Origin of the sequence: Streptomyces sp. NPDC058464 (assembly GCF_042721035.1) — a bacterium.
GTDB lineage: Bacteria > Actinomycetota > Actinomycetes > Streptomycetales > Streptomycetaceae > Streptomyces.
Genome location: NZ_JBHXMA010000030.1, coordinates 116,987 through 139,795, shown reverse-complemented (window position 1 = coordinate 139,795; position 22,809 = coordinate 116,987). Strand labels below are relative to the sequence as shown.

Annotated in this window: 16 protein-coding genes and 1 pseudogene; 7 read left to right on the top strand and 10 right to left on the bottom strand. The window is 69.0% G+C overall.

What is annotated here, in order from left to right:
* Nucleotide 1: 1 nt before the first annotated feature.
* From ACFWPQ_RS34375 to ACFWPQ_RS34365, 3 genes are all read left to right on the top strand, one after another.
* A complete protein-coding gene (locus ACFWPQ_RS34375) occupies nt 2-1,567 on the top strand; it encodes a hypothetical protein (RefSeq protein ID WP_384043523.1) in 1,566 nt (521 codons plus the stop codon).
* A 590-nt stretch (nt 1,568-2,157) separates the two neighbouring features.
* The gene (locus tag ACFWPQ_RS34370) at nt 2,158-3,282 is read left to right on the top strand and encodes an SMI1/KNR4 family protein (RefSeq protein WP_384043520.1); all 1,125 of its coding nucleotides are present in this window, start codon (nt 2,158-2,160) and stop codon (nt 3,280-3,282) included.
* A gap of 353 nt (nt 3,283-3,635) precedes the next feature.
* A complete protein-coding gene (locus tag ACFWPQ_RS34365) occupies nt 3,636-4,619 on the top strand; it encodes a LysR family transcriptional regulator (protein WP_384043516.1) in 984 nt (327 codons plus the stop codon).
* 200 nt (nt 4,620-4,819) lie between these two features.
* Here the strand turns inward: ACFWPQ_RS34365 and ACFWPQ_RS34360 are convergent, their stop codons facing one another.
* The 4 genes from ACFWPQ_RS34360 to ACFWPQ_RS34345 are packed head-to-tail and all read right to left on the bottom strand — an operon-like array spanning nt 4,820 to nt 9,647.
* Nucleotides 4,820-5,839 carry an ABC transporter permease gene (locus tag ACFWPQ_RS34360; protein ID WP_384043513.1) on the bottom strand — a complete coding sequence of 340 codons (1,020 nt, stop codon included), beginning with the start codon at nt 5,837-5,839 and terminating at the stop codon, nt 4,820-4,822.
* Nucleotides 5,836-6,810 (bottom strand): ABC transporter permease, encoded by a 975-nt coding sequence (locus tag ACFWPQ_RS34355; RefSeq protein ID WP_384043510.1) that lies wholly within the window; start codon nt 6,808-6,810, stop codon nt 5,836-5,838. The genes ACFWPQ_RS34360 and ACFWPQ_RS34355 overlap by 4 nt, the downstream gene beginning before the upstream one ends.
* Nucleotides 6,807-8,378, bottom strand: coding sequence for a sugar ABC transporter ATP-binding protein (locus tag ACFWPQ_RS34350; protein WP_384043508.1), 1,572 nt, complete (start codon nt 8,376-8,378; stop codon nt 6,807-6,809). The genes ACFWPQ_RS34355 and ACFWPQ_RS34350 overlap by 4 nt, the downstream gene beginning before the upstream one ends.
* Before the next feature lie 12 nt (nt 8,379-8,390).
* Entirely contained in the window at nt 8,391-9,647 is a 1,257-nt protein-coding gene (locus ACFWPQ_RS34345) for a substrate-binding domain-containing protein (protein ID WP_384043505.1), read from the bottom strand.
* Nucleotides 9,648-9,919: 272 nt separating this feature from the next.
* Here ACFWPQ_RS34345 and ACFWPQ_RS34340 point away from each other — a divergent pair, with 272 nt between their 5' ends.
* Nucleotides 9,920-10,096, top strand: coding sequence for a hypothetical protein (locus ACFWPQ_RS34340; protein WP_384043502.1), 177 nt, complete (start codon nt 9,920-9,922; stop codon nt 10,094-10,096).
* A pseudogene (locus ACFWPQ_RS34335) lies at nt 10,074-10,928 on the top strand (IS3 family transposase); the annotation flags it as partial. The gene ACFWPQ_RS34340 and the pseudogene ACFWPQ_RS34335, both read left to right, overlap by 23 nt.
* Nucleotides 10,929-11,214: 286 nt before the next feature.
* On the opposite strand, the gene ACFWPQ_RS34330 reads toward ACFWPQ_RS34335, so the two are convergent.
* From ACFWPQ_RS34330 to ACFWPQ_RS34310, 5 genes are all read right to left on the bottom strand, one after another.
* Nucleotides 11,215-12,960: an amylo-alpha-1,6-glucosidase gene (locus tag ACFWPQ_RS34330; protein WP_384043499.1), complete on the bottom strand. Its 1,746-nt coding sequence runs from the start codon at nt 12,958-12,960 to the stop codon at nt 11,215-11,217.
* Between the two features lie 58 nt (nt 12,961-13,018).
* On the bottom strand, nt 13,019-13,834 hold the full coding sequence (locus ACFWPQ_RS34325; RefSeq protein ID WP_384043496.1) for a carbohydrate ABC transporter permease: 816 nt from the start codon (nt 13,832-13,834) through the stop codon (nt 13,019-13,021).
* Nucleotides 13,831-14,814 (bottom strand): carbohydrate ABC transporter permease, encoded by a 984-nt coding sequence (locus tag ACFWPQ_RS34320; protein WP_384043493.1) that lies wholly within the window; start codon nt 14,812-14,814, stop codon nt 13,831-13,833. The genes ACFWPQ_RS34325 and ACFWPQ_RS34320 overlap by 4 nt, the downstream gene beginning before the upstream one ends.
* A gap of 10 nt (nt 14,815-14,824) precedes the next feature.
* On the bottom strand, nt 14,825-16,066 hold the full coding sequence (locus ACFWPQ_RS34315) for an extracellular solute-binding protein (RefSeq protein ID WP_384043490.1): 1,242 nt from the start codon (nt 16,064-16,066) through the stop codon (nt 14,825-14,827).
* 139 nt (nt 16,067-16,205) lie between these two features.
* Nucleotides 16,206-17,231 (bottom strand): LacI family DNA-binding transcriptional regulator, encoded by a 1,026-nt coding sequence (locus tag ACFWPQ_RS34310; protein WP_384043487.1) that lies wholly within the window; start codon nt 17,229-17,231, stop codon nt 16,206-16,208.
* 384 nt (nt 17,232-17,615) lie between these two features.
* Here ACFWPQ_RS34310 and ACFWPQ_RS34305 point away from each other — a divergent pair, with 384 nt between their 5' ends.
* Both ACFWPQ_RS34305 and ACFWPQ_RS34300 read left to right on the top strand, forming a co-directional pair.
* A complete protein-coding gene (locus ACFWPQ_RS34305; RefSeq protein ID WP_384043542.1) occupies nt 17,616-20,249 on the top strand; it encodes a cellulosome protein in 2,634 nt (877 codons plus the stop codon).
* A 27-nt stretch (nt 20,250-20,276) separates the two neighbouring features.
* Nucleotides 20,277-22,100 (top strand): RICIN domain-containing protein, encoded by a 1,824-nt coding sequence (locus tag ACFWPQ_RS34300; protein WP_384043484.1) that lies wholly within the window; start codon nt 20,277-20,279, stop codon nt 22,098-22,100.
* 75 nt (nt 22,101-22,175) lie between these two features.
* Here ACFWPQ_RS34300 and ACFWPQ_RS34295 read toward each other — a convergent pair whose 3' ends face one another.
* Nucleotides 22,176-22,733: a pyridoxamine 5'-phosphate oxidase family protein gene (locus ACFWPQ_RS34295; protein ID WP_384043481.1), complete on the bottom strand. Its 558-nt coding sequence runs from the start codon at nt 22,731-22,733 to the stop codon at nt 22,176-22,178.
* Nucleotides 22,734-22,809 lie beyond the last annotated feature (76 nt).

The following is a 22,809-nucleotide window of genomic DNA, read 5'->3' as shown; positions in this document are numbered from 1 at the left end:
GATGCGAGACGCACCGGCGACGACGGTCCGGGTCCGGCGGACGGACGTGCAGCGCAGGACCGCACAGGCGATGGCGGTGTGCTCCCTGGCACTCGTCACCTGGATGGCGCTGCCCGCGCCCGCCCACGCGGCGGTCCCGACCCGGCCGGGCCACGTGCTGCTGGCCGAGGACGTGACGAAGTTCTACGTCGTCAGGTCGCCGCAGGAGAACGGCGGCAAGCCGGACACGCTGTTCGACATCGCCCAGCGCACCCTCGGCGACGGCAACCGGTTCGAGGAGATCCTGGTGCTCAACAGCGGGCGTCTGCTGCCGGACGGCTCGGTGTTCGTCAGCCCCGACCAGCTGCAGCCCGGCTTCGCGCTGATCCTCCCGGAGGACGCGGCCGGCTCCGGCGTCCAGGTCGGCGTCCTGCCGCAGTCGAAGTCCACCGGGTCCGCCGGGTCCGCCGGGTCCGCCGGGTCCGGGCAGAACTCGTCGACGGCCGCGGCGAGTACGGCGCCCACGAAGGCCGCGAAGGCGAGCGGACCGCTCGCCGCGGTGAGCGGCAAGGTCCCGCTGCCGTTGCTCGCGGGCGGGATCGCCGGGGTCACCGCGCTGACCGTGACGATCGTCGCCCGCCGCCCGCTCGGCCGGGCGGCCCGGGCGACCGGTTCCGGCGCGGCCCGTGCGGGCCGGGTACTGCGGCCCCGGCTGCCGCGCGGCATGGCCCTGGCGCTGCGGCGGCGTCGCCGGGGTGCGCTGGCCAGGCGGCTGGCGGCGGACACCCGGACGCCGGTGATGGTCCGTCAGGCGCTGCGCGAGATCGTGCCGGCGGCCGCCTCGGAGACGGCCCGGCCGGTCCGGGTGTACAGCGTGCTGGCCGAGCCCACCAAGCTGCTCGCCTCGGTCTCGGGAGCGGCGCAGGCCCCGGCGCCGTGGACCGCGCTGGCCCCGACCCGCTGGGAGCGCACGAACCTGCCGTCGGTCGTCGAGGGCGACCCCTCGGCCGACCTGGGCCTGGCCATGCCGCACCTGGCCCGGGTCGGGGTGGGCGAGCGGGACGCGCAGGTCATGGTCGACCTCGGGCAGATCAACGGCGCGCTGAGCGTCTGCGGTGACCTCACGGTCGCCCAGGACACCGTGGCCGCACTGGTCAGGGGGCTGCTGGAACTGCCCCGGCAGCGCACCGTGGTGGTCTCGGTGGACCCGAGCGCGAGCGCCCTGCCGGGGCTCAACGGTCTGGTGCGGGTGCGTTCGGTGGCGGATGTGAAGGGCAAGGCGCCCGACGAAGTCCTGAACTCCGCCCAGGAGTTGGGCGTCGGTCTGGTGCGGGGTGCGGCCCGCACCGGCGAGGTCACCGGGTTCGTCGTCCTGCTGGACGCGCCGACGGCCGAGGAGGCGCGGGTGCTGGCGGACCTGTCGGCACCCGACGGCGGCGGCTGGATCGTGCTCACGGTCGGCGACGTGCCCGGGGCGCACTGGCGGTGGTACGCCGAGTCCGACGGCAGCGTCGACTTGGGCGTGCTGGGTCTGAGCGTGATCGTGCCGACGCAGACGCTCGCCGGAGCCGGCACAGGACGCGTCTGACGCCCATGGCGTGGGGCCCTCCCAAGTCCCCGAACGCCTCGGCGAATCGGGAGGCCCCGCGACGACAGCCCGGTCGAACACGGGCCCTTGTCTCCGCCCCGGCAGCCGGCCGACCTCCTCCCCGGCGGCCGGGGCGGACCCGGCGCCGGACGATGCCGTGGGCAGAAGACCTTCGAGTGCCAGCCGGACACGACCGGCACTGCGGCCTGTCCACACTGCGGAGCACAGGCCAGGTCAGTTACCCGCCGTCATGGCCGACCACGCCGCCGGACACCCCATCTGAACCGGCATCCGGCCGGCCGGACCCGATGCTCGGACGCCGCCAGTGGGAGCCGGTCGTGCGACGGTGCTGCCGCAGACAGGTGGACAGGAGGCGTAGGGCATAACTGGACACGCCGACGTCCGACGGGTAGACAGGCATGCGAAGCCTCCGGCGGAGACGGTTCTCTTGATCGAAAACCCATCTACCAGGGGCTTCACCACAATGTCAGCCCAACCACCCCGTCCTTGCCGCAGGTTGGAAGAAGCCCAGGTGCTTCCCCGCCCTCCCGGTCAACACCCGTTCGCTCCCGGCAAAGGTCCATAGACCCGTGAACGCTTCAGACCCGCACGTCAACGCCTTCGCCGAGATCTTCGGCGATCCGCCGGCCGACTACGCCGTACCTGTCGACTGGCCGGCAGTCGAGTCCTGGTTGGGGACGAGCCTGCCCGCCGACTACAAGGCCATCGCTGCCATGTACGGCCCACTCGACATCGGCGCCTGGCTCTGGCTTCACATGCCTTGCGTCAACCGCGGTTGGTTCGACTATGGGACCTGGGTCCAGCGGACTCGGCGTGACGCCCCCGGTGTCCTTCCCTTCGGCGCCACCCGTACCGCCGATACCCTCTACTGGGACACCACGGCCTCCGACGACCCCGACCAGTGGCCGGTCGTCATGCACTGTCAGGACGACGAGAACGCGGGCCGCGACCCCTGGCGGCGCTTCGCGACCCCGCTCGTGCCGACGCTGGCCCGGCTCGTGGCCGACGGCATGCGCCCGGTGGCCGCCCGAAGTGGCATGCAAACCGATCTGGAGCGCACCCCGTGGACACCGCCGCCTCGGCGACCTGAGCCAACCGCTCAGCAGCGGGCGGCGCTCACCGCAGGCAGCGGGCTGGGGACTTTGATCGCATTCGTCCCGCCGCCGGAGACACCCTCGCTCGGTAAGCACAACTGGGACTGGCTGTACGAACGGCTGGGTACACGCCTGCCCGGCGAGTACGTACGGCTGATGGAGCGGTACGGGGCCGGCTCCTGGTGCGGCTGGCTGCGCTTCCACATCCCGTTCGGCGAGGGCCAGTATGCGCTCGCACCATGGGCCGAGTGGTACGCGGAGACCTACCAGGGGCAGCGAGCCGAGTTCCCTGAGTACCATCCGCTGGCCGTGTATCCCGAGCCCGGGGGATTCCTGCCCTTCGCCGACTCCATCGACGGCGACCAACTGTGCTGGCTGACCGAAGGTGCCACGCCGGACGACTGGCCATTGATCGTCGTACCGCGCCATGCCGACCAAGGACCACCGCTCAACACCGGCCTCACCAAAACCCTGCTGGAATGGCTGCGCGGCCAATACGCGGCCGAGGGACTGCCCCCGCTCGGACGCCGCGACGAGAACCCCCTCGACTACATCGAATTCGAGCCCTACGACATGGAACCAGCCGCTGATGACCAGTGATTCAGTGCCGCGTCGGTCGAGTTCGAGGTAGGCAGCCGACTCCATCGACACACCCCACCCTGTCTCTGCCGCTCCACGGCAGGCTTCCGCGATCGCGGCACGCGGCTCGTTCGTGGAGTCGGAGGCGATCGCGATCTGCCTCACGAGCAAGGGGGGACAAGGGGGGCCAAGAGCGAGAAACGCTCATTATCGAACTCGGCCATGTGCGGCCACCCTGAGCTGCGAGTATGGATCGCTCGGATGGCTCACATCGCATTTTTCCACGTTCCACCGGCTCCCTTCCTCGGCCGTGTTCCGGTGATTACTCTCGCGTTTCATCGCTTTCTCATCAACGTGGCCGGAAGGGGATGTCGGTGAGTCTCGGAGCGATCGATCTGAATCTTCTGGTGCCGCTGGAAGCGCTCCTGGAGGAGAAGAACGTCACGCATGCCGGTTTCCGGCTCAGCACGAGCCAGTCGGCGATGAGTGGCTCACTGGCCCGGCTGCGCCGGCACTTCAACGACGAGTTGCTGGTGCGGGTGGGCCGCGAGTACGAGCTGACGCCGCTCGCGGAGCGGCTTCTGCCGGTTGTACAGGCATCTCTGCACAAGGCGGAGGAGGCCTTGTCGCTGACTCGGCAGTTCGATCCGGAGAGTAGCCGGCAGCGGTTCTCCGTCGTGATGTCCGACTACGTGATGACGGTGCTCTTGGAACCGCTGCTGCGGATCATCGCCCAGGAGGCGCCAGGCGTTCGCATCGACTTCCACCCCATCGTGGAGGGGCAGCCGGAGAACGAAAGCCACCTGCGCTGCCACGACCTGATGATCGTGCCGCTCGGCTACCAGCTGCCGGGCGTCAGTGAGGCCGTGATGCACGACCGGTTCGTGTGCCTGGTCGACCCGGAAAACCCGCGCCTGGTCAATGGGACGCTTTCCCTGCGCGACCTGGCGGAGATGCCGCACGCGGCTTGCGTCATCGGCAACAGCTACACCCCCGCCGACCGTCAGCTGGAGACTCTCGGTATCAGGCCGAAGGTGCAGGTCAGCACGCCGGGGTTCAGCGTGCTGCCGTTCCTCGTGAGCGGCACCGATCTCGTCACACTGGTTCCGGAACGGCTCGCCACGCGCTACGAGCGTCTCACACGCTGTCTCGCTGTCCCCACGCCGTTCCCGGTCGTACCGCTGGTGGAAGCCATGTACTGGCACCACAACCGGCACACGGACCCGGCTCACCGCTGGCTGCGGGAGACCTTGCGCAAGGTGGGCGCATCGCTGGACGGGTCGCTCACGCAGGAGACCGGCGCCGGGGACGCCGCCCCGGCCGCCCATCCGCGATCGGATCTGAGAGTGGTCTCCTAGCGCCGTCCGGGAGAGCGGCGGGAACCGGAATGATCCGGTCCCTATGCCTCGCCGTCGCTGGTGCAGCGAGTACCCCACCGCTGGGAGAGTGTCCTGACACGTCGCAGGCAACGCGACCGCCCGCGTCGTTGTCGTATACGCGGCGGAGCCGGCCGGCGGTACCGCACCGCCGGCCGGCTCGCGCGCGGGCCCTGAGTGTTTCAGATGCGGTCGCGTAGCCGCTTTTCCCGGCCGTATAGCCCGACGACGACCAGGATCAGCCCACCGGTGATCATGTCCTGTGCGGCCGACGACAGTTGGTTGGCGCTGAGCAGCAGGGCGACCACCGACAGCACCAGCGCGCCGAGCACCGTACGCCAGTAGTCGCCGCGCCCGCCGAACATGGTGCCGCCGACGATGACCGCCGCCAGGGACTGGAAGAGATAGGGGTCGCCGATCGTGACGTTGCCCGAGCCCGAGTAGCCGGCCAGCAGGATGCCCACGCAGGTGGCGAGCACCGCGCTGGCGACGTACGCGTAGATCCAGGTGCGGTTGACCCGCACCAGGGCGAGCCGGGCTGCCGACTGGTTGACGCCGGTCAGATAGAGGTTCCGTCCGGCGCGGGTGCGGGTGAGCACCAGGCCGATGACGATCGCCACCACCGCCCAGATGACGACCACCGGTGGGATGCCGATGCCGAAGGTGGTGCCGTTGGCGGCCGTCAGCCTGCCCAGCCACGCCGGGGCGACGCCGGTCGCGGAGCCGTTGATCCACTTCAGCACCAGACCGGACAGCAGCGCGCTGACGCCCAGCGTCACGATGAGCGGCTCGACCTTGAAGCGGTACGACAGCACTCCGTTGACGAGTCCGCCCACCACGCCGACGGCCAGCGCGACCGCCACCGCGGCCCCGGTGGACCAGTGGTCGGTGCCGCACAGTTCGGCGATGATGACATTGCCGGCCGAGATGAACGCCGCGATGGAGAAGTCGATCCCGCCCACCAGGACGACGATGGTCTGCCCGGCGCCCGCGAGGCCCAGCAGCGAGGCGTTGACGAGGATCGCGTAGAGCACCCGCTGCGAGCCGAAGCCCTCGATGGTGCTCAGGCCGTACACGTACAGCGCGGCCAGGGCGAGCAGTTGGAGCAGCGGTACCCGGCGCTGCCACTCGTTGAGCGTGTGGAGCAGGGGAACCCCGCCCGTTCCCGTCGCCGGGTCCGCGACCGCGGTGTCTGTGGTCATGCGACGGCCCTCCTGCGGGCGTTGGTCAACACGGCGCCGACGACCACGGCGAAGAGCAGCATCGCGCCGTAGATCGCGGTGGACCACAGAGTGGACACCCTCACCACGTTGAGCAGGTTGTTGATCAGGTAGATGCTCGCCGCGCCGAGCAGCGAGCCGAACAGGGAGCCCCGGCCACCGGCCAGCGAGGTGCCGCCCAGGGCCACCGCGGCGATGGCGAGCAGCGTGTACTGCGCGGACATGCTGGCCGCGCCCTCACTGATGAGGGACATCAGGGCGATTCCGGCGATGCCCGCGTAGAGCCCGCCGAGGGAGTAGGCGGCGATCCGGACCTTCGGCACGTTCACGCCGGCGGAGAAGGCGGTGACGTCGTCGCCGCCGACCGCGTACAGCGCCTTGACGAACGGCGTACGGGACAGGCCCCACCAGATCAGCAGCGGGGCGCCGATGGTCAGCAGTGCGCCGGGAACCGGCCCGAAGGAACCGGCCAGGTCCTTGGTCCACGAGGTGCTGCCGGAGGGCACGGTGTCGCCCTGGACCTGGGTGGCCAGGCCGCCGATGACGATGTTGGCGCAGAGCGTGGCCACGACCGGCTGGAAGCGCAGTACGGCCACGAGGACGCCGTTGACCGCGCCGATCGCCGCGCCGATCGCCAGGCAGACCGGGATCACCACGAAGGGTGAAGTAAGCCCGTTGGGCAACAGGTTCGCCACGATGACGATGTCGATCAGGGTCAGCAAGGGGCCGATCGAGATGTCGATGCCGCCACCGCCCGAGAGGATCGCCGGGGTGCTGGCCATCGCCGCGACGGCCAGCGGCGCGAAGGACGCGAGTACCGCCGCCCAGTTGCCGAAGGCCAGGAACGCCGGCTGGAGGGCGGTGTTGACCGCCAGCAGGACCAGCGCGAGCAGCCCCGCGAACGCGTACGGGCGCTTGCCGAGCAGGCCCCTCAGGAAATCGAGGGAATTCATGAGTCACCATCCGGGGAGGCGGAGCCGGCGACCGAGGAGGTGACCGTGCGGCCGAAGAACGCGGCGACCAGGGACTGACGGGTCAGGGACCGGCGGTCGAGGGTCGCGGAGTGCGAGCCCTCGCGGAAGACGAGGACGCGGTCCATGAGCTCGATGTGCTCGTCGACCTCCGTCGAGAGCATGACGACCGCGACACCGCGTGCGGTCAGCTCGTCGAGGAGGGCGTAGATGTCGCGCTTGGCGCCGATGTCCACACCCCGGGTGGGGTCGTTGAGCAGGAGTACGTCCGGGCGGCGGGCGAGCCAGCGGGCGATGACGACCTTCTGCTGGTTGCCGCCGGACAGGGTCGTGATGGGGTCGGACTCGCGGCCCATCCGGACCTTGAGGCCGGACCGGTACTCCGCGAAGCGGCCCAGCGCGGATGCCCGCGACAGCAGCCCGAAGCGGGTGTCGCGGTCCTGGGTCGCGGCCGAGAAGTTCTCCCGGATGGAGAGCGTCCCGAACAGGGCCTCGCCGCGCCGGTCGCGCGGTACGTACCCGATGCCGGCCGCCGCCGCCCGCTGCTCCGAGCGGATCTCGGTCTCGCCGCCCACCTCCACGCGTGCGACGGACCCCGCACCCGCGGGGCCGTGCCACAGCGCCTTGATGAAGGCGTCCTGGCCGTGGCCCTCAAGGCCGGCCAGACCGACCATCTCCCCGGCCCGGAGCTCGAAGTCGACCGGGTCGGCGTCCGGCCGGAGCCGCAGCCCGCGCACCCGCAGCAGTACCGGCGCGTCGGCGGCGGGGCCGCTGCGGTGCGCCAGCGCGCCGCCCTCGGGGATCTCGGTGAGGTGTTCGGCGCCTGTCATCAGGCGCACCAGCTCGGCCGTGGTGGCGTCCTCGGCCTCCAGGGTGGCCACCGACTCGCCCGAGCGCAGGACGGACACCCGGTCGGAGATCGCGTCGACCTCGTCCATGCGGTGGGAGACGAACAGCACGGCCATGCCGGCCGCCTTGCGCCGGGCGACGGCCTCGAAGAGCCGGTCCCGGGTGGCCACGTCGAGCGCGCTGGTGGCCTCGTCCAGGATCAGCACCCTCGGCTCGCGGACCAGCGCGCGGGCGATGCCGCAGGCCTGCCGGTCGCTCAGCGAGAGCTGTTCGACCGGAGTGTCCAGGTCGGGTGCCTCGCCGAGCAGTTCGCCCAGTACGGCTGCGGCTTTGGCCCGCTTGTCGGCCTCGGAGATCTTCCGCCGGAAGACCCCGTCGGCGCCGAGCCAGATGTTCTCCAGCACCGAGCGGGGGCCGACCACCAGAACCTCCTGGTAGACGGCCATCACACCGGCCGCGATCGCCGCCGCGGGGCCACCGAGGCGGACCGTACGGCCGCCGACCCGGTAGCCGCCGGAGTCCGGGACGTGTACCCCGGTGAGTATCTTGACCAGGGTGCTCTTCCCGGACCCGTTCTCGCCCATCAGGGCATGGACCTCGCCGGCCAGAAGCCGGAGCGAACAGGACCGCAAGGCCCTGGTCGCCCCGAACGACTTGGCGAGACCGGTGACTTCGAGGGCCACCTGGCTCTGCTCGCTCAACGTACTTGCTCCCTACGAGCCGAAGAAGCCGTCGATGTAGCTCGTCTCCGCGAATGTCTGGCCGACGTCGCCCACCGTGATGGTGGAGGCGTCGCCGGTCTTGAAACTCGACTTCGAGAACTTCGACAGGTTGTCGCTCGTCACGAGCGGCGGGTTGATGACGATGTCCGAGGCCTTGACCCCGTCACCGTCGAGCATGTGCTTGGCCACCTGGACGACGGCCTTGGCCAGTCCGTCGGCCGGGTTGAACAGGCCGACGCCCTTGTAGCTGCTCTGGTTGGCGGCCCAGTACGCCACCCCGCCCTTGGTCAGACCGTTGTCGGCGACCGGCGCCACGGTGACGTTGGACTTCTGGAAGGCCGAGATGATGCCCGTGGTCATCGGGCCGCCCTCCAGGACGCCGCCGATGGTCTTGGTCGGGTTCGCCGCCAGGTACTGCTGGACCTTGGTCTGCGCGGTGGTGGGTGAGAAGTCGGTGTAGATCGAGTCGTCCAGCGTGATGCCGGAGCACTTCGCCAGTGCGGCCTTGGCACCGTTGAAGGTGTCCGTGTCGATCGGCACGCCCTTGATCCCGTGCACGCCGAGGATCGTGCCCTTTCCGCCCATCGACTTCGCGAGGGCGGCGGCCTGCGCCTCGCCCGCCGCGAAGGCGTTCGGCACGACGTTGACGGTGTTGGCGTCGGCCACGTTGTTGAGTACCGAGATGGACGGGATGCCGGCCTTGGCGGCCTTGTCGACGACCGACTCGAAGCCCGCGGCCAGCGGCTGGTAGATGATCAGGTCGACCTTGTCGGTGATCAACTGGTTGAACTGCGAGATCTGGTTGGTGACCTCGTTGGTGGACACCAGGTCGATGACCTTGTAGCCCTGCGCCTTGAGGTACTTCTGCAGCGCGTTGTTGATCAGTGTCTGGTAGGGGTTCGTGAGCTGGGACTCGGAGATGCCGACCGTGATCGTGCCGGACTTCTTGCCCTGCCAGTTCGCCCAGGCGCTCTTTTGCACGGTGCCGGAGTAGCCGCTGTACGCCGCGGTGTAGTCCGAGCCCAGGGCCTTGATCAGGCCGGCCGTGTCGTTGAACTTCGCCACCGGGACGGTGCCGCAGGACGAGGACGACGAATCGGCGCCGGCACTCGTGCTGTCCGAGCTCTTCTTGCTGCAGCCCACAGCGGTGACGGTGAGCAGGGCCGCGGCACAGAGAGCGCCCGAGATCCGGACGGTGCGGTTGCGGCGCGTCGTGGCGGTGGCCGCGGTCGCTGGTCTTGCAGTCATCGTGGGGACTCTCCTTCGAGCCTGTGCAAGTCAGTGCCGGGTCACGGAGGGAAACGGCCCGACTAAATTGCACGGCAGCGTAAGAAGTGCCCGAAACGACGTACAAGGTCCCCAGTCATCGAGCCTGGGGATGGGTGGTATGCCCGTCAGGTCCGCGCCGCTCGGCCGCCGCGGGTCGCGCACGCCGTTCCGCACCGCCGAGGATCGCGATCCAGCCAGGAGTTGTCCGGGCGATCACGCGTCCCACCAGGGTGACCCGGTGGAGGGACTCGATGAGTGCTGTGGAGATGAGAAGCGCGGAGCCGGTCGCGCTCGTGCAGCGGATCATGCAGGCGGACTCCGCCTCGGACGACGAGGTGGACGGCTGGCTGGATCGGCTCGACAGAGTGCTGGCATGCCCGTCCGGTCATGTCAGCGGCCTGAATCAAGCTGCTGGAGCAGGAGAATGAGGTCCTGCGCCGGGCTGCGGCCTATCTCTCGCAGGCGCATCTGCCGGGAAAAGGATCTACCCGCTCGTGAAGGAGCTGGCCGCCGGCGAGGTGCCCGTCACGGTGACGTGCCGGGTGCTCAAGCTCGCCAGACAGCCCTACTACCGCTGGCTGGGCAAGCCGGTGGCCGACACTGTCCTGGAGGATGCATATCGCGCGAACGCACTGTTCGACGCCCACCGCGACGACCCGGAATTCGGCTACCGGTTCCTGGCCGATGAAGCGCGTGGTGCCGGGGCAGTGATGGCCGAGCGCACCGCGTGGCGGATCTGCCGGGACAACAGCTGGTGGAGCGTCTTCGACAAGAAGCGTGGCCGGGGCAAGAAGGTCGGCCCGCCGGTGCACGACGATCTCGTGAGCCGCAACTTCACCGCCACCGGCCCGAACCGGCTGTGGCTCGCTGACATCACCGAACACGCCACCGCCGAAGGCAAGTTGTACGTCTGCGCGGTCAAGGACGTCTTCAGCAACAGGATCGTGGGCTACTCCATCGATGCGCAGATGAAGTCCCGCCTGGCCGTGACTGCCCTGGACAACGCCGTGGCCCGGCGTGAACACGTCGACGGGTGCATCGCTGCACAGCGATCGCGGATCGCAGTTCCGGTCCCGGAAGTTCGTCCGGGCTCTCGATCGCCACCGGATGGTCGGATCGATAGGCAGGGTAGGGGCAGCCGGCGACAACGCGGCCATGGAGTCCTTCTTCAGCCTGCTGCAGAAGAACGTCCTCGACCGTCGGAGCTGGACCACCCGCGAGGAACTGCGGATCGCGATCTTGACCTGGATCGAGAGTACCGCGGCGCCGCCGAACAGCACTTCCTGTCAAGTGAGTTCACGTCCCTCCATGTCCGGGACGTCGGCCAGGGCGAGCCCGTCCGGCCTGATCCCCAGAGACCTGGTGGAGCGTCATGAACCGCCACGGGCAACCCAGCGCACTCCGGCACGAACCCGATATTCAAACGCGCCCCTCGCCCGCCGTGACAACTCCCCGTGATAGCTGCCAGAGCCCGCTGACTGGCTGTTGGTCGCCACCTGCGAGATCCTCCGTCAACGGGCCATCGGCCAGGATCTAGGCCAGTCAGTCAGTCGGTCGAGGCCTCCCGATGCGTGTGGCTCTCCGCGAGCAGAAGGTAGGCCGCGGCGGTCCAGGTGTACGCACGGTCTCTCAGGCCTGTGCCGGTCAGGGCATCGAAGTTCTCCGCGAAACCGTGGGCCTCGCACAGGGCCCGAAAGCGGGCGCTTATCTCATCGGCGAGCCTTTGGTGACCGCTGCGGCGCAGGCCGTCCTCGATCAAAACGGTGGCAGGGGCCCAGATCGGTCCGCGCCAGTAGCCGTCTGCGCGGTAGTGCGGCGAGGTGGGCAGTTCGGTGGCCAGTCCGTACGGGGTCAGGTGGGTCTCGATCCGCGCGGCCAGGCTCTTGGCAACGTTATCCGGTAGGTACTCCCCCAGAGCGATCGGCATCAGGTCGAGCAGGCTGGAACTCACCCAAGTGTCACCGCTGTCCGCGCCCCGCGCGACGAACCGCTCTCCTGTCCAGAGTTCGTCAAGCATGGCCGTCTGTATCACCTCCGCGGAACCGGTCCACTCCTCGGCGTCGTCATCACGGCCTAGTTCTGCCGCCAAGGCAGCAAGTTCGCGCAACTGAAGGGCGAGGAATGCCGCGAGATCGGCGGTGACGACCACGCGTTCCGGATCGAAGGTGGTCGCGTTGTCCCAGCCGCTGTCGTTGCCGTGCTGGTAATGGGGCAGTGTGGCGCGAGGGGCCCGGCGTGCGGAGAGCCAGAACGTTGTCCAGCGCTCCAACTTCTCGTAGACGTCGGCGAGTTCGGTGCGGCCGGGAGGCCGACGAAGCCGGCGTCGCAAATGGCTCAGGCTCCAGCCGTGGATAGGTGGCTTGACGAAGTTGTAGAGGACCTCCGAGTGGGTCACCGAGTCGGGCAGAGCACCGCTCGCGTCCTGATGGTCGAACGGCAGCAGGTACTGGTCCCAGGCGAGGGCCGGTGCTCCCGGTGCCAGGGCGAGGGCGTTGAAGCAGTGGTCCCAGCTCCAGACCTTGTCCATCCAGTGCTTGGACATGAGTGTCGCGTGCCGGGTGACCAGGCCGGCCGGCTCCACCGTCGCCGACCACAGGACGTACGCGGCGAGTTCGGCGGCCGGGGTCTCGGCGGAGCGCCAAGGTGCCACCGCGTCGGCGAAGTCCGTGAAACTCTGCGCGGCCGCGGCCACGACCTCGGCGAACGTCGCTCGTGTGGTGTAGGGAGCACGCGCGGTGTCGAGTTCTTCGACCGCTGCCTCCCACGTGCCGCCCGCCTCCGCGGTGACGGTGAGACCGCGTTCGGCGCGGCCCAGGGCCTGGCTCCCGCGTACCTCACTTACGGTCCCGGACAGCACGGTGACCCGATAGCGGCGGCCCGTCTCGTACGAGGTGAAGACATACCCTCCGTCCACGGGGTCGTGGAGGAAATATGTGCCCGAGAACGGTGTCAGTGTCTCCGACGCCGCGGTGATGCGCAGACCTGCGCCGGCCCCCCGCACACGTACGGTGTGGCGTGACTCGTAGGCGAGATCGATCTGTCGTCCCTCGAGTGTCGTCCAAGTGAGCAGACTCGGGATCGCCGTCGCGCGGGCCCCGTACCCCTGGAGGGACGTGGGATGTACGGGGGTGAACCGCAGGACGGCGTGCATGCCGTTCTGGTGGGACACCAGGTGAAGGTCGTTGGAACGCTGCTTCTCCGCCAGCACGGGCGAGATACCGAACCAGGAGCCGTGCGTACTGAACGGGATGTCGTCGAGGGAGAAGGCCGGGCCGGATCGGGCGTCGGGCATGCAGAACTACTCGATTCTTCGAGAGGGGGGTGTCGCCGGAGGTGGACGGGGACGGCGGTCAGTCCTTCACGGCTCCGGCGGTCACACCTGCGGCGACGTAGCGCTGGGCGAGGACGAGGATGACCGTCGCGGGCAGGGAGGCGACGACGGCGGTGGCCATGATGGCGTTCCACTGCTGGTTGTTGTTGCCGATGTAGTGGTAGATGCCGAGGGTGATCGGCTCGTGGGCGCCGCCGCCGTCGAGGGTGCTGGCGAAGACGAAGTCGGACCACGACCACAGGAAGGCGAACAGCGACACCGTGACCACCGCGTTGCGGCTCATGGGCAGGACGATGGACCAGAAGGTGCGCGCGGGGCCGGCGCCGTCCGTCTTGGCGGCCTGGAGGAGTTCGCCGGGGATGCCGGACATGAACGCGGTGAAGATCAGTACGGCGAAGGGCACGGCCAGCGTGGAGTCTGCGACGATCAGGCCGGGCACGGACTGGAGCAGGCCGAGGCTGAGGTAGATGGCGTAGAAGCCCATCGCCATGATGATCCCCGGGATCATCTGGGCGACCAGGAACAGGAAGCTGAGGACGCCGCCGCCGCGGGGGCGCAGTTTGGCGAGCGCGTAGCCGGCGGGCGCGGCCAGGGCCACGGTGAGCACCACGGTGCCCAGGCCGATCACGAGGCTGATGCCGAGGTAGGGAAGCTGGTCGTCGAGGACGGCCCGGTAGCCCTCCAGCGTGCCGTGCACGGGGAACAGGTCGGGCGGGCTCTTGCGCATGTCCTGGTCACGAGTGAAGGACACGTTCAGCATCCAGTAGACCGGGAAGAGCATGATCGCGGTGAGAGCGACTCCCAGGGCTGTCTTCCACGGTGTCCGGCGCGTCATGACAGTGCCTGCTTCCGCTGGACCCGCAGATACACCAGGCCGAAGACGACGGCCGCGGCGACGAGGAGGTTGCCGACGGCCGCACCGGGGCCGAAGGCCGGCAGCAGGTTGCCGAAGCCGAGCCGGTAGGACCAGGTGGCGAAGGTGGTGGACGAGTCGGCCGGGCCGCCCTTGGTCATGATCCAGATGATGTCGAAGACCTTGAGCGTGTAGACGAGGCCCAGCAGCAGGGTGACGGCGGAGACCGGGCGCAGCAGCGGGAAGGTGACGTGCCAGAACCTCCGCCAGGCGCCGGCGCCGTCCAGCGCGGCCGCTTCGTGCAGGCTCGCGGGGATGGACTGCAGACCGCTGTACAGCACGACGAGGTTGAACGGGATGCCGATCCAGACGTTGGCGATGATCACCGACGCCAGGGACCACGACGGCGAGGTCAGCCAGTTCACCGGTGCGATGCCGACGGCGTGCAGGACGGCGTTGACGACTCCGGAGTCGCTGTTGAGCATCCATGACCAGGTGGACGCCGACACGATCAGCGGCAGCAGCCACGGTACGAGGAACAGCGCGCGCAGGGTCGCCGAGAGCCGGAAGTGCTGGTTGAAGAAGACCGCGAGGGCCAGTCCGATCGCGTACTGGAAGAACAGGCACACGGCGGTGAAGACCACGGTGTGGGTGAGTGCGGGGCCGAAGGTGGGGTCGTCGAAGACGGTGCGGTAGTTGTCGAGGCCCGCGAAGGGCGCGTCGCCCTGGACGAAGGAGCGGACGGTGTAGTGGCGAAGGCTCAGATCGAGGTTGCGGTACAGGGGATAGGCGTAGAAGAGGCCGAGGTAGAGGGTGACCGGGGTGAGGAAGGCCCAGGCCGCCCACTGTGGTGAACGGGGGCGGCGCCGGGGGGCGGAGCGGAGGTGCCGCGGGCCGGCGGGGGCCATGCGGCCCCCGTCCGGCACCGGCCGACGCTCCGGCAGGTGCGTCGTCTGCTTCATCGGGCTCACGTCACTTGACCGCGGCCTGCGCCGACTTCAGCGCGTCCTTGGGTGACGCGGCACCGCTGAGAGCGGACTGCACCGCCTTCCACATCTGCTCGGAGATCTTGGGGTACTTGGTGCCGAGGTCGTCGCTGGTGCGGCCCTTGGCTGCCTTGACCGCCTCGACCCAGGGCTTCAGCTTGGCGTCGGACGCGACCTGCTTGTCCTGTACCGCGGTGGTGGGGGCCACGTAGGAGAGGGTCGTGTCGGTTTCGAGCAGGTTCTGGGTGTTGGTGAGGCAGGACACCAGCTTTTGCGAGGTGGCGTAGCGGCCCGTGTCGCCCTGAACCGGGATGGTGACGAACTCGCCGCCGGTCGGTGCCGCGGCGGTGCCGCCGGTGGCGCCGGGTATGGGCAGGACCCCGTAGTCGAAGCCGGCCTTCTCGGCGTTGGCGAGCTGCCAGGTGCCGTTCTCGGCGAAAGCGTAGTCACCGGTGGCGAACTCCTGCCAGCTGGTGGTCTGGGTGTTGTTGAGGACCGAGTTGGGCGCGTAGCCGCTCTTCAGCCAGTCCTTCCACAGGGACAGGGCCGACACGCCCTGGGCGGAGTCGAGTTCGGTGAGGTTCGCACCGGCGCCCCAGAACCAGGGCAGGAACTGGAAGCTGCCCTCCTCGGTGCCGATCGCGGAGAAGGTGATGCCCTTCTTGCCCGCCGCCTTGACCTTCGCCAGCGCCGCGGTCAGCGACTTCCAGTCCTTGACCGACGAGATGTCCACTCCGGCCTTCTTCAGCACCGTCTTGTTGTAGTACAGGGCGAGGGTGTTGGCGCCGATCGGCGTGCCGTACGTCTTACCACCCGCCTGGCCGGCCGCGAGCAGGTTGGGGTCGGCCTTCGACGTGTCCAGTTTGTTGTCGGCCGTCGTGGTCAGGACTCCCGCCTCCGCCAGCGTCGACACCACCGGGTTGTCGACGATCAGCACATCCGCGGAGTTGTCCTGCTGCGCCGCGAGCAGCGCCTTGTTCGCCAGGTCGCTGGTGTCGAACGCGGTCCGCTTGATCTTCACACCGGCCTCGGTGCCGCAACCGTCGAGCAGCTTCGCCCACGCCGAATCCGCGGTGAACTGCGGGTAGGGGTCCCAGATGGTGAAGGTGCCGCCGCCGTCGCCCTTCGCGGACGAGTCCCCGCCGGACGAGCATGCGGTGCTCGTGGCGGCGAGGGCGACGACGGTCAGGGCCGCGGCGGTCAGCCGCCGTCCGGTGGGTCTGTTCATGGTGCGTTCCTTTGTGTTTTCGGCAAGGGCGTGCCGAAGCTGCGGGTGTGGAGAGAGCCCGGCCGGTCAGGGCCGGTGAAAGGCGGCGGGCCGGTCGCGGCGGCCGCCGGAAGAGAAGAAGAGAAGAACGGTCCAGGTGTCAGTCGCGGGTGGTACGCCCGTGGGCGGGTCCGGTGCTGGCACGCAGGGAGATGGGCGGGGTCAGGAGGTGGTGGCGCGGTCCGGCGTCGGAGTGATCAATCCGCTCGACGAGCAGTTCCACGGCGAGGCGGCCCATCTGCTCGGCCGGCACGTCGGCCGCGGTGAGCTGCGGGGTCACCGTCTCCGCCCACCGGCCGGCCACGACGCCGGTGACGGAGAAGTCGCGCGGCACATGGCGGCCCGCCACGGCGAGGCCTCGGTAGAGCCCGCCGAGTGCCGCCTCGTTGAGGGTGACCAGGCCAGTGGTGGCCGGGTCTTCCTGCAGGATCCGCTCCAGGCAACCCTGACCGGAGGCCGCGTCGTCGCCGCAGGTGTAGGTGCGCGTGGTCAGCCCCCGTTCCGCCGCGGCCTTGTTGAATCCTTCGAGGCCGCGGTGCGCCGACTCGTAGCCGGACCGCAGCAGGTGCTCGGGCCGGTTCACGAAGGCGACATGGGTGTGTCCCAGGTCGGCGAGGTGGTGGACGCATGCCTCCACGAGCGCGGTGTGGTCGAGTCCGACCCACCAGTCGCCCTCCGGATGTGCGGTGCGGCCGATGCACACAGCGGGGAAGCCTGCTTCCACAAGGTGGTCGACGCGATCGTCCTGGAGCCTGATCTCCATGAGGATCGCGCCGTCGACCCGCCGCTCCGCCAGCAGTCGCTGGAACGAGCGGTCGCTGTCCACACCGCTGGGCGAGAGCAGCACGTCGTAGTCGTAGGCCGCCGCGGCCTCCACCACGCTGCCGATGAAGTCCAGCTGCATGCCGGTGTAGTGGGTGCCGGCCGGCGGGAAGACCAGACCGATCGTGCTGGTCCGGCCGTTGGCCAGGGCACGGGCGCTCGCGTTGGGGATGTAGCCCAGTTCGTCGATGACCTGCTGGATCTTGCGGCGGGTCTCCTCGGAGACCGAGCGCTTGCCGCTCAGAGCGTAGGACACGGTGCTCCGCGAGACACCGGCCCGCTTGGCGATCTCACCGATGTTCACGGCACTCCTTGGTCGAACCGGTTCGATAGCGAGCCGTCTGTCGAACCGGTTCGCGTGATGGGAAGTTAGGAGCGACAGAGGCCGCTGTCAATGCCTTGCGCAGACTTCCGGGGAACCGGCGCCTTTCTGCGTTCCGGGTATTGCTGCCCCTTTTCCGGCGGTGCTAGCTTCCGGCGAACCGGTTCGACACAGCTGCACGAACCCTCGACCGCCCTCGGTATGGACCTTGCCGTTCCAGGCCGGGCCAGCTCGACAGTCATCGAACCGGTTCGATTCCCGGGACGGATCACCCCACGGAGACCTCAGTTGCGACGTATCCGCAGACGTATCCGCAGCAGAACAAGGGCAGCCGCAGGCACCACCGCCGCGACCGCCCTCGCCGCCCTGCTCGTCGTACCCGCCGCCGGTACGACGGCCCGTGCGGCGGAACCCGAGCGGCTCACCGTCGACCTCGCCGACGACACCGGCGCCTTCCACGGTGGCGCCTCCGGCTCGCTGTACGGCGTCTACGGCGACGGTGTGCCGAGCCGTACCGCGCTCGAAGGCATGCACGTCCGGACGGTGTCGACCAAGGCGCAGGACGGCCCCCAGCATCCCGGGGCGGACGCCCTGGAGATCCTGCCGTCCTTCGTGGACTCGGGCGGCAAGGACGTCTACGTCTACATGACCGACATCTACCGCGGCTTTCCCTACCAGTGGCCTGGCGCGGACGGTCCGGCTCGGCTCGCCGACTTCAAGGAGAGGATCCGCAAGCAGGTCCGGCAGGTCCTGACCATGGGCGACTACAAGGACCACGTCGTCTTCGTCCCCTTCAACGAGCCCGAGGGGAACATGTTCGGGACCGGGGAGTGGAGCTACAACAAGGTCTCCTGGCTGGACGACCCGCAGTACTACTTCGCGGCCTGGAAAGAGGTCTACCACCTCATCAAGGACCTCGATCCGGACGCCCGCGTCGCCGGCCCCAACACCAGCGTCCTCTACGACCAGGTCAAGGGCTTCCTGGCGTACGCAAAGGCCAACGACGTGGTCCCGGACGTGATGACCTGGCACGAGCTCTCCAGCCCCGCCGCGGTCCGTACCAACGTGGCCAGGTACCGGCAGATGGAGAAGGACGTCGGGGTCGGCCCGCTGCCCGTCAACGTCAACGAGTACGGGCACAACTACCACCTCTCCGTCCCCGGTCAGATGGTGCAGTGGGCCTCCGCGATCGAGGAGTCCAAGATCGACGCCGATCTGGCGTACTGGAACATCGACGGCAACCTCAATGACTCGGCCGTGGAGGCCAACAGGGGAAACGGCCAGTGGTGGCTGTTCAACGCCTACGGCCAGCTGTCCGGTCACACCGTTCGGGTGACCGCCCCGCACCCCAACCAGCAGTACACCCTCCAGGGCCTGGCCACCGTCGACGAGGACAAGCGGCAGTCCCGGGCTCTCTTCGGCGGGAAGAGCGGGGACGCGGACATCGTCTTCGAGAACGTCGGCACTGAGCTCTTCGGGAAGACGGTGCACGCCACCGTGCAGGAGATCCCCTGGACCGGTCAGGTCGGTGACTCGGCCCAGCCGCTCCGTCTGGCCGACGAGGAGCTGAGGGTCGGCGCGGACGGCACCGTCACCCTCCCCATGACCGGCATGAACGAGATGTCGGCGTACCAGGTCATCCTCTCCCCCGGCGGCCACGGCGGTACCCCCGAGGCGCCTTCGGTGAGCTGGCGCGGGACGTACGAGGCGGAGAACGCCGTCTACACCGGCGGTGGTTACTCGAAGAACGGCCCCGAGGGCACCCCCTCCAACGTCGGCGGCTTCGCGACCTCCGGCACCTACAACGTGGGCGGACTGCGCACTGGCTCCGACGGCGTCCTCGGCTTCGACGTGGACGTTCCGCAGGACGGCACGTACGACCTCAGCGTCTTCGCCAACTCCTACAACCTGTACGACCTGGTGAAGGAGCAGGGGCCGACCAACGTGTTCCTGCGCGTCGACGGCGAGCAGCCGCAGGAGCTGCTGCTGCCGCTCGGTTACAAGTGGGTCGTGTGGGGCCACACCGACACCCGGGTACAGCTGACCGCCGGCCGGCACCGCATCACCCTCGCCGCCACGGACCCTGACCTGGGCGTCACCAAGGGCGACGCCATCATCGACAAGATCGACCTGGCGCTGCGGGACGCACAGGCGAGCGCACCGGCGGTCTACGAGGCCGAGTACGCGACGCTGGCCGGCGCCCGGCCCGTCTACACGCAACAGGGCGCCTCGGGCCCGGGCGCCGTACCACTGGCCGAGGGCGACTCCGCGACCTTCTGGGTCCACTCCCCCACCGACCGGGAAACGACCGTGTCCGTCGACCACCTGGGCGGTGGCCGGGCCGCCGTCGCCCTCAACGGCGAGACGCTCGACGTGCCCCAGGTCGGTGGGCCCGGAAAGGGCACCGATCGGATCCACCTGTTCCTGTCCGGCGGCATCAACAAGATCACCGTGACCGGGACGTCGCGTGCACTGGTCCTGGACCGGCTGCGGGTCGCGCCGTCCGGCGGTGTCCTGGCGACCAGGGTCTACCAGGCCGAGGACGGCACGCTGACCGGCGCCGCCAAGGTGACGGAGGCCTACCCGCTCGCCTCCGGGGGCCGGGCCGTCACCGACGTCGGCGGCGGAGCGACCAACGCCCTGACGGTCGACGTGGTCGCCACGCGGTCCGGGCGGCACGCGGTGACCATCCGCTACTCCAACGGCGAACAGGCACCCGCCACGCACTACAACCCCGACCCGATCGCCCGCCACGCCGACCTCTCGGTGAACGGCGGGCCGGTCCTCCGAGTGCTGTTCCCGACGACCTTCCATTTCGACGACTTCCGGGAGCTGACCGTCCCGGTGACGTTGAAGAAGGGCACGAACCGGCTCACGTTCACCGCGGACGAGCTGCCCGACTTCGACGGCGACACCCGCAACCCGTACGGCCAGCGGTCGCCGTACGCGCCGGTCTTCGACCGGCTCTCGATCACCCCCCTCGCACAGAAGCAGCACTGACCCACCCAACCCCTCGGAGAGCCGCACATGCACACCCGATCACCACGCCTGCTGTTCAGAACCACCGTCCTCCTGACGGCGCTCGCGGCGAGCGTGCTGCCCGCCACCGCCTCGCACGCCGCCGACACGAGCGTGACCGTGGACTTCGCCACCGCCGGAGGCGCCCCGACCTACCACGCGTCCGGCATGATCTACGGAATGACCCCGGACGGGTCGCTGCCGCAGGACCACTTCTTCAAGGACATCAAGTGGCACTTCATGCGGGCCGGCGGCGCGCAGCTCAACAGCGGCGGCTACGCCACCAGCCTCGCCGACTACCAGACCCGCTGGAACTCCACTCTGGCCCAGTACAAGCGAACCGCCGCCCTCGGTGGCACGTTCGTCATACTCCCGCACGATCTGTGGGGCGCCGACGGCACCACGAGCCAGGGCTGGCCCGGCGACAACGGTGACTGGACGCAGTTCGACAACTTCGTCACCCAGCTCATCGGCGACGTCAAGGCCAACAACATGACCGTCGAGTGGGACCTGTGGAACGAGCCCGACGGCAGCAACTTCTGGGGCGCCTCGCAGAGCCAGTACCTGCAGATGTGGTCGCGGTTCTACGCGAAGGTCCGGGCCGCCTTCCCGAGCCAGCTGATCGTCGGGCCCAGCACCGCGGGCCAGCCGAACTCCTCCAACACCTGGTGGACGACGTATCTGAACTACGTCAAGGCCAACAACGTCGCCCCCGACATCTACAGCTGGCACGACGAGCCCGGTGACCCGGTCACGGACGTCGGCCGCGCCAACTCCACGCTCGCCGCAGCTGGGCTGGTCAACACCCGTCCGTACCAGATCAACGAGTACGCCACCCTGTCCATGCAGTCCCCGGGCGGCGGCGCGTGGTTCATCGGCCGCCTGGAGCGGGCCGGCGCCGACGGACTGCGCGGCAACTGGGCCGGAGGCACCAACCTGCACGACTACGAGGCCAACCTCCTCACCAAGAACAGCGCCGGCCAGTACCTCCCGCTGGGCGAGTGGTTCATGTACCGCTACTACGGCTCGCAGAGCGGCAACATCGTCAACCTGATCCCGGGCACAGGCACCGACGGGCTCGCGACCAAGGACAACACCGCGAAGAACGCGAAGATCCTGCTCGGCAGCAGCGGCAACACGGGCAACGTCACCGTCAACCTCACCGGCCTCAACACCACCTCGGTGGTGGAGAACAGCCAGGTCCGGGCGATCGTCCAGCGCGTGCCCTACAACAACGGAGCGGCCGTCACCGGACCGACGACGGTCTCCGACACCACCCTGACCGTCAGCAACAACGCGGCCTCGGTCAGCGTCCCGTTCAGCAACGCCAAGGACGGCTACACCGTCACCCTGCTGCCGCCGTCCAACACCACCGTCTCCACGGTCGCCGTCAGCGAGAACAGCGGGCTGTGCCTGGACGACACCAACCTCAGCACCGCCAACGGCACCCAGTACCAGCAGTACAACTGCGAGGGCGGCTACCAGCAGATGCTGGACCTCAAGCCGGTCTCCGGGCGCGCGAACACCTACACCGTCGTCAACGAACTCAGCGGCAAGTGCCTCGACGTCTCCGGCGCCTCGACCGCCGATGGCGCCGCCGTCATCCAGTACACCTGCAACGGCGCCACCAACCAGATGTTCACCCTCAACCCCGTCACCGCGCTCGGAAACAGCCAGGACTACCAGCTGGTCGCCGTGCACAGCGGCAAGTGCGTGGACGTCTCCAACGTCTCCACGTCGCCCGGCGCCCTGATCCACCAGTGGACCTGTGACCCGGCGAGCGCCCTGAGCACCAAGAAGAACCAGATCTGGCGTCTGCAGGGCAAGGTCTGACAGCGCCCTCCCTCAGGCCGGCGGCCCGGTTCCCCCACTCCCCTGGTGGACCGGGCCGTCGGCCCTGTCTCGGTTTCACCCCCGAGCGGGGAAGAGTTCCGCGTAGGGGCGCATGCCGGAGAGCCTCCTGCCGTCGTCGGTGCAGTCGAGGACCGTCCGCCACCTCGGCCCCACGCGATGGTCCGTCCACACCGCCTCGACCGGATCGACACGGAAGAAGACCTTCTGCCCTCCCTCCGAGCCACCGGCGTGGTCGAACATGCCGGAATCCGCCGCCCACGGGAACTGCTCGCGGCTCAGCCTGACGGCCCATTCGATCTCGCCCGGCGACTCCACGAGAGTCACCCGCCCCTTGACCTGCAGGGACAGGGTCTCGCAGCGTCCGTCGCCGGTTCCGGGCAGGACGTGGTTGACGACGTAGCCCACTCGCGCGTCCTCGACCATCTCGGAGCGTTTGCGGCTGTGCGTGGAGGTGAGCACATAGACACGCAGCCGGTCGGCGGCGATGTGCATCGTCGATACCGACGGCGCGCCCTGCCCGTCCAGGACCGCCAGGGTGGCGATCTCCTCCTTGCGGAGCAGGTCGACGACGGCTTCCTCGATCTCCTCCAAGCTCGGCTCGACCTGCGTCACGACGCCTCCGGAGAAAAAGGACGTACGCCGAGCACTGGCCGCCCGGTCGACTACATAGGACACTAGTCCTCCTATG

Bases quoted from the DNA above. Each gene is read 5' to 3' on its own strand.
- ACFWPQ_RS34375 (WP_384043523.1), top strand. From the start codon at position 2: ATGCGAGACGCACCGGCGACGACGGTCCGGGTCCGGCGGACGGACGTG.
- ACFWPQ_RS34360 (WP_384043513.1), bottom strand. From the start codon at position 5,839: ATGACCACAGACACCGCGGTCGCGGACCCGGCGACGGGAACGGGCGGG.
- ACFWPQ_RS34355 (WP_384043510.1), bottom strand. From the start codon at position 6,810: ATGAATTCCCTCGATTTCCTGAGGGGCCTGCTCGGCAAGCGCCCGTAC.
- ACFWPQ_RS34345 (WP_384043505.1), bottom strand. From the start codon at position 9,647: ATGACTGCAAGACCAGCGACCGCGGCCACCGCCACGACGCGCCGCAAC.
- ACFWPQ_RS34340 (WP_384043502.1), top strand. From the start codon at position 9,920: ATGAGTGCTGTGGAGATGAGAAGCGCGGAGCCGGTCGCGCTCGTGCAG.
- ACFWPQ_RS34330 (WP_384043499.1), bottom strand. From the start codon at position 12,960: ATGCCCGACGCCCGATCCGGCCCGGCCTTCTCCCTCGACGACATCCCG.
- ACFWPQ_RS34325 (WP_384043496.1), bottom strand. From the start codon at position 13,834: ATGACGCGCCGGACACCGTGGAAGACAGCCCTGGGAGTCGCTCTCACC.
- ACFWPQ_RS34320 (WP_384043493.1), bottom strand. From the start codon at position 14,814: ATGAAGCAGACGACGCACCTGCCGGAGCGTCGGCCGGTGCCGGACGGG.
- ACFWPQ_RS34315 (WP_384043490.1), bottom strand. From the start codon at position 16,066: ATGAACAGACCCACCGGACGGCGGCTGACCGCCGCGGCCCTGACCGTC.
- ACFWPQ_RS34300 (WP_384043484.1), top strand. From the start codon at position 20,277: ATGCACACCCGATCACCACGCCTGCTGTTCAGAACCACCGTCCTCCTG.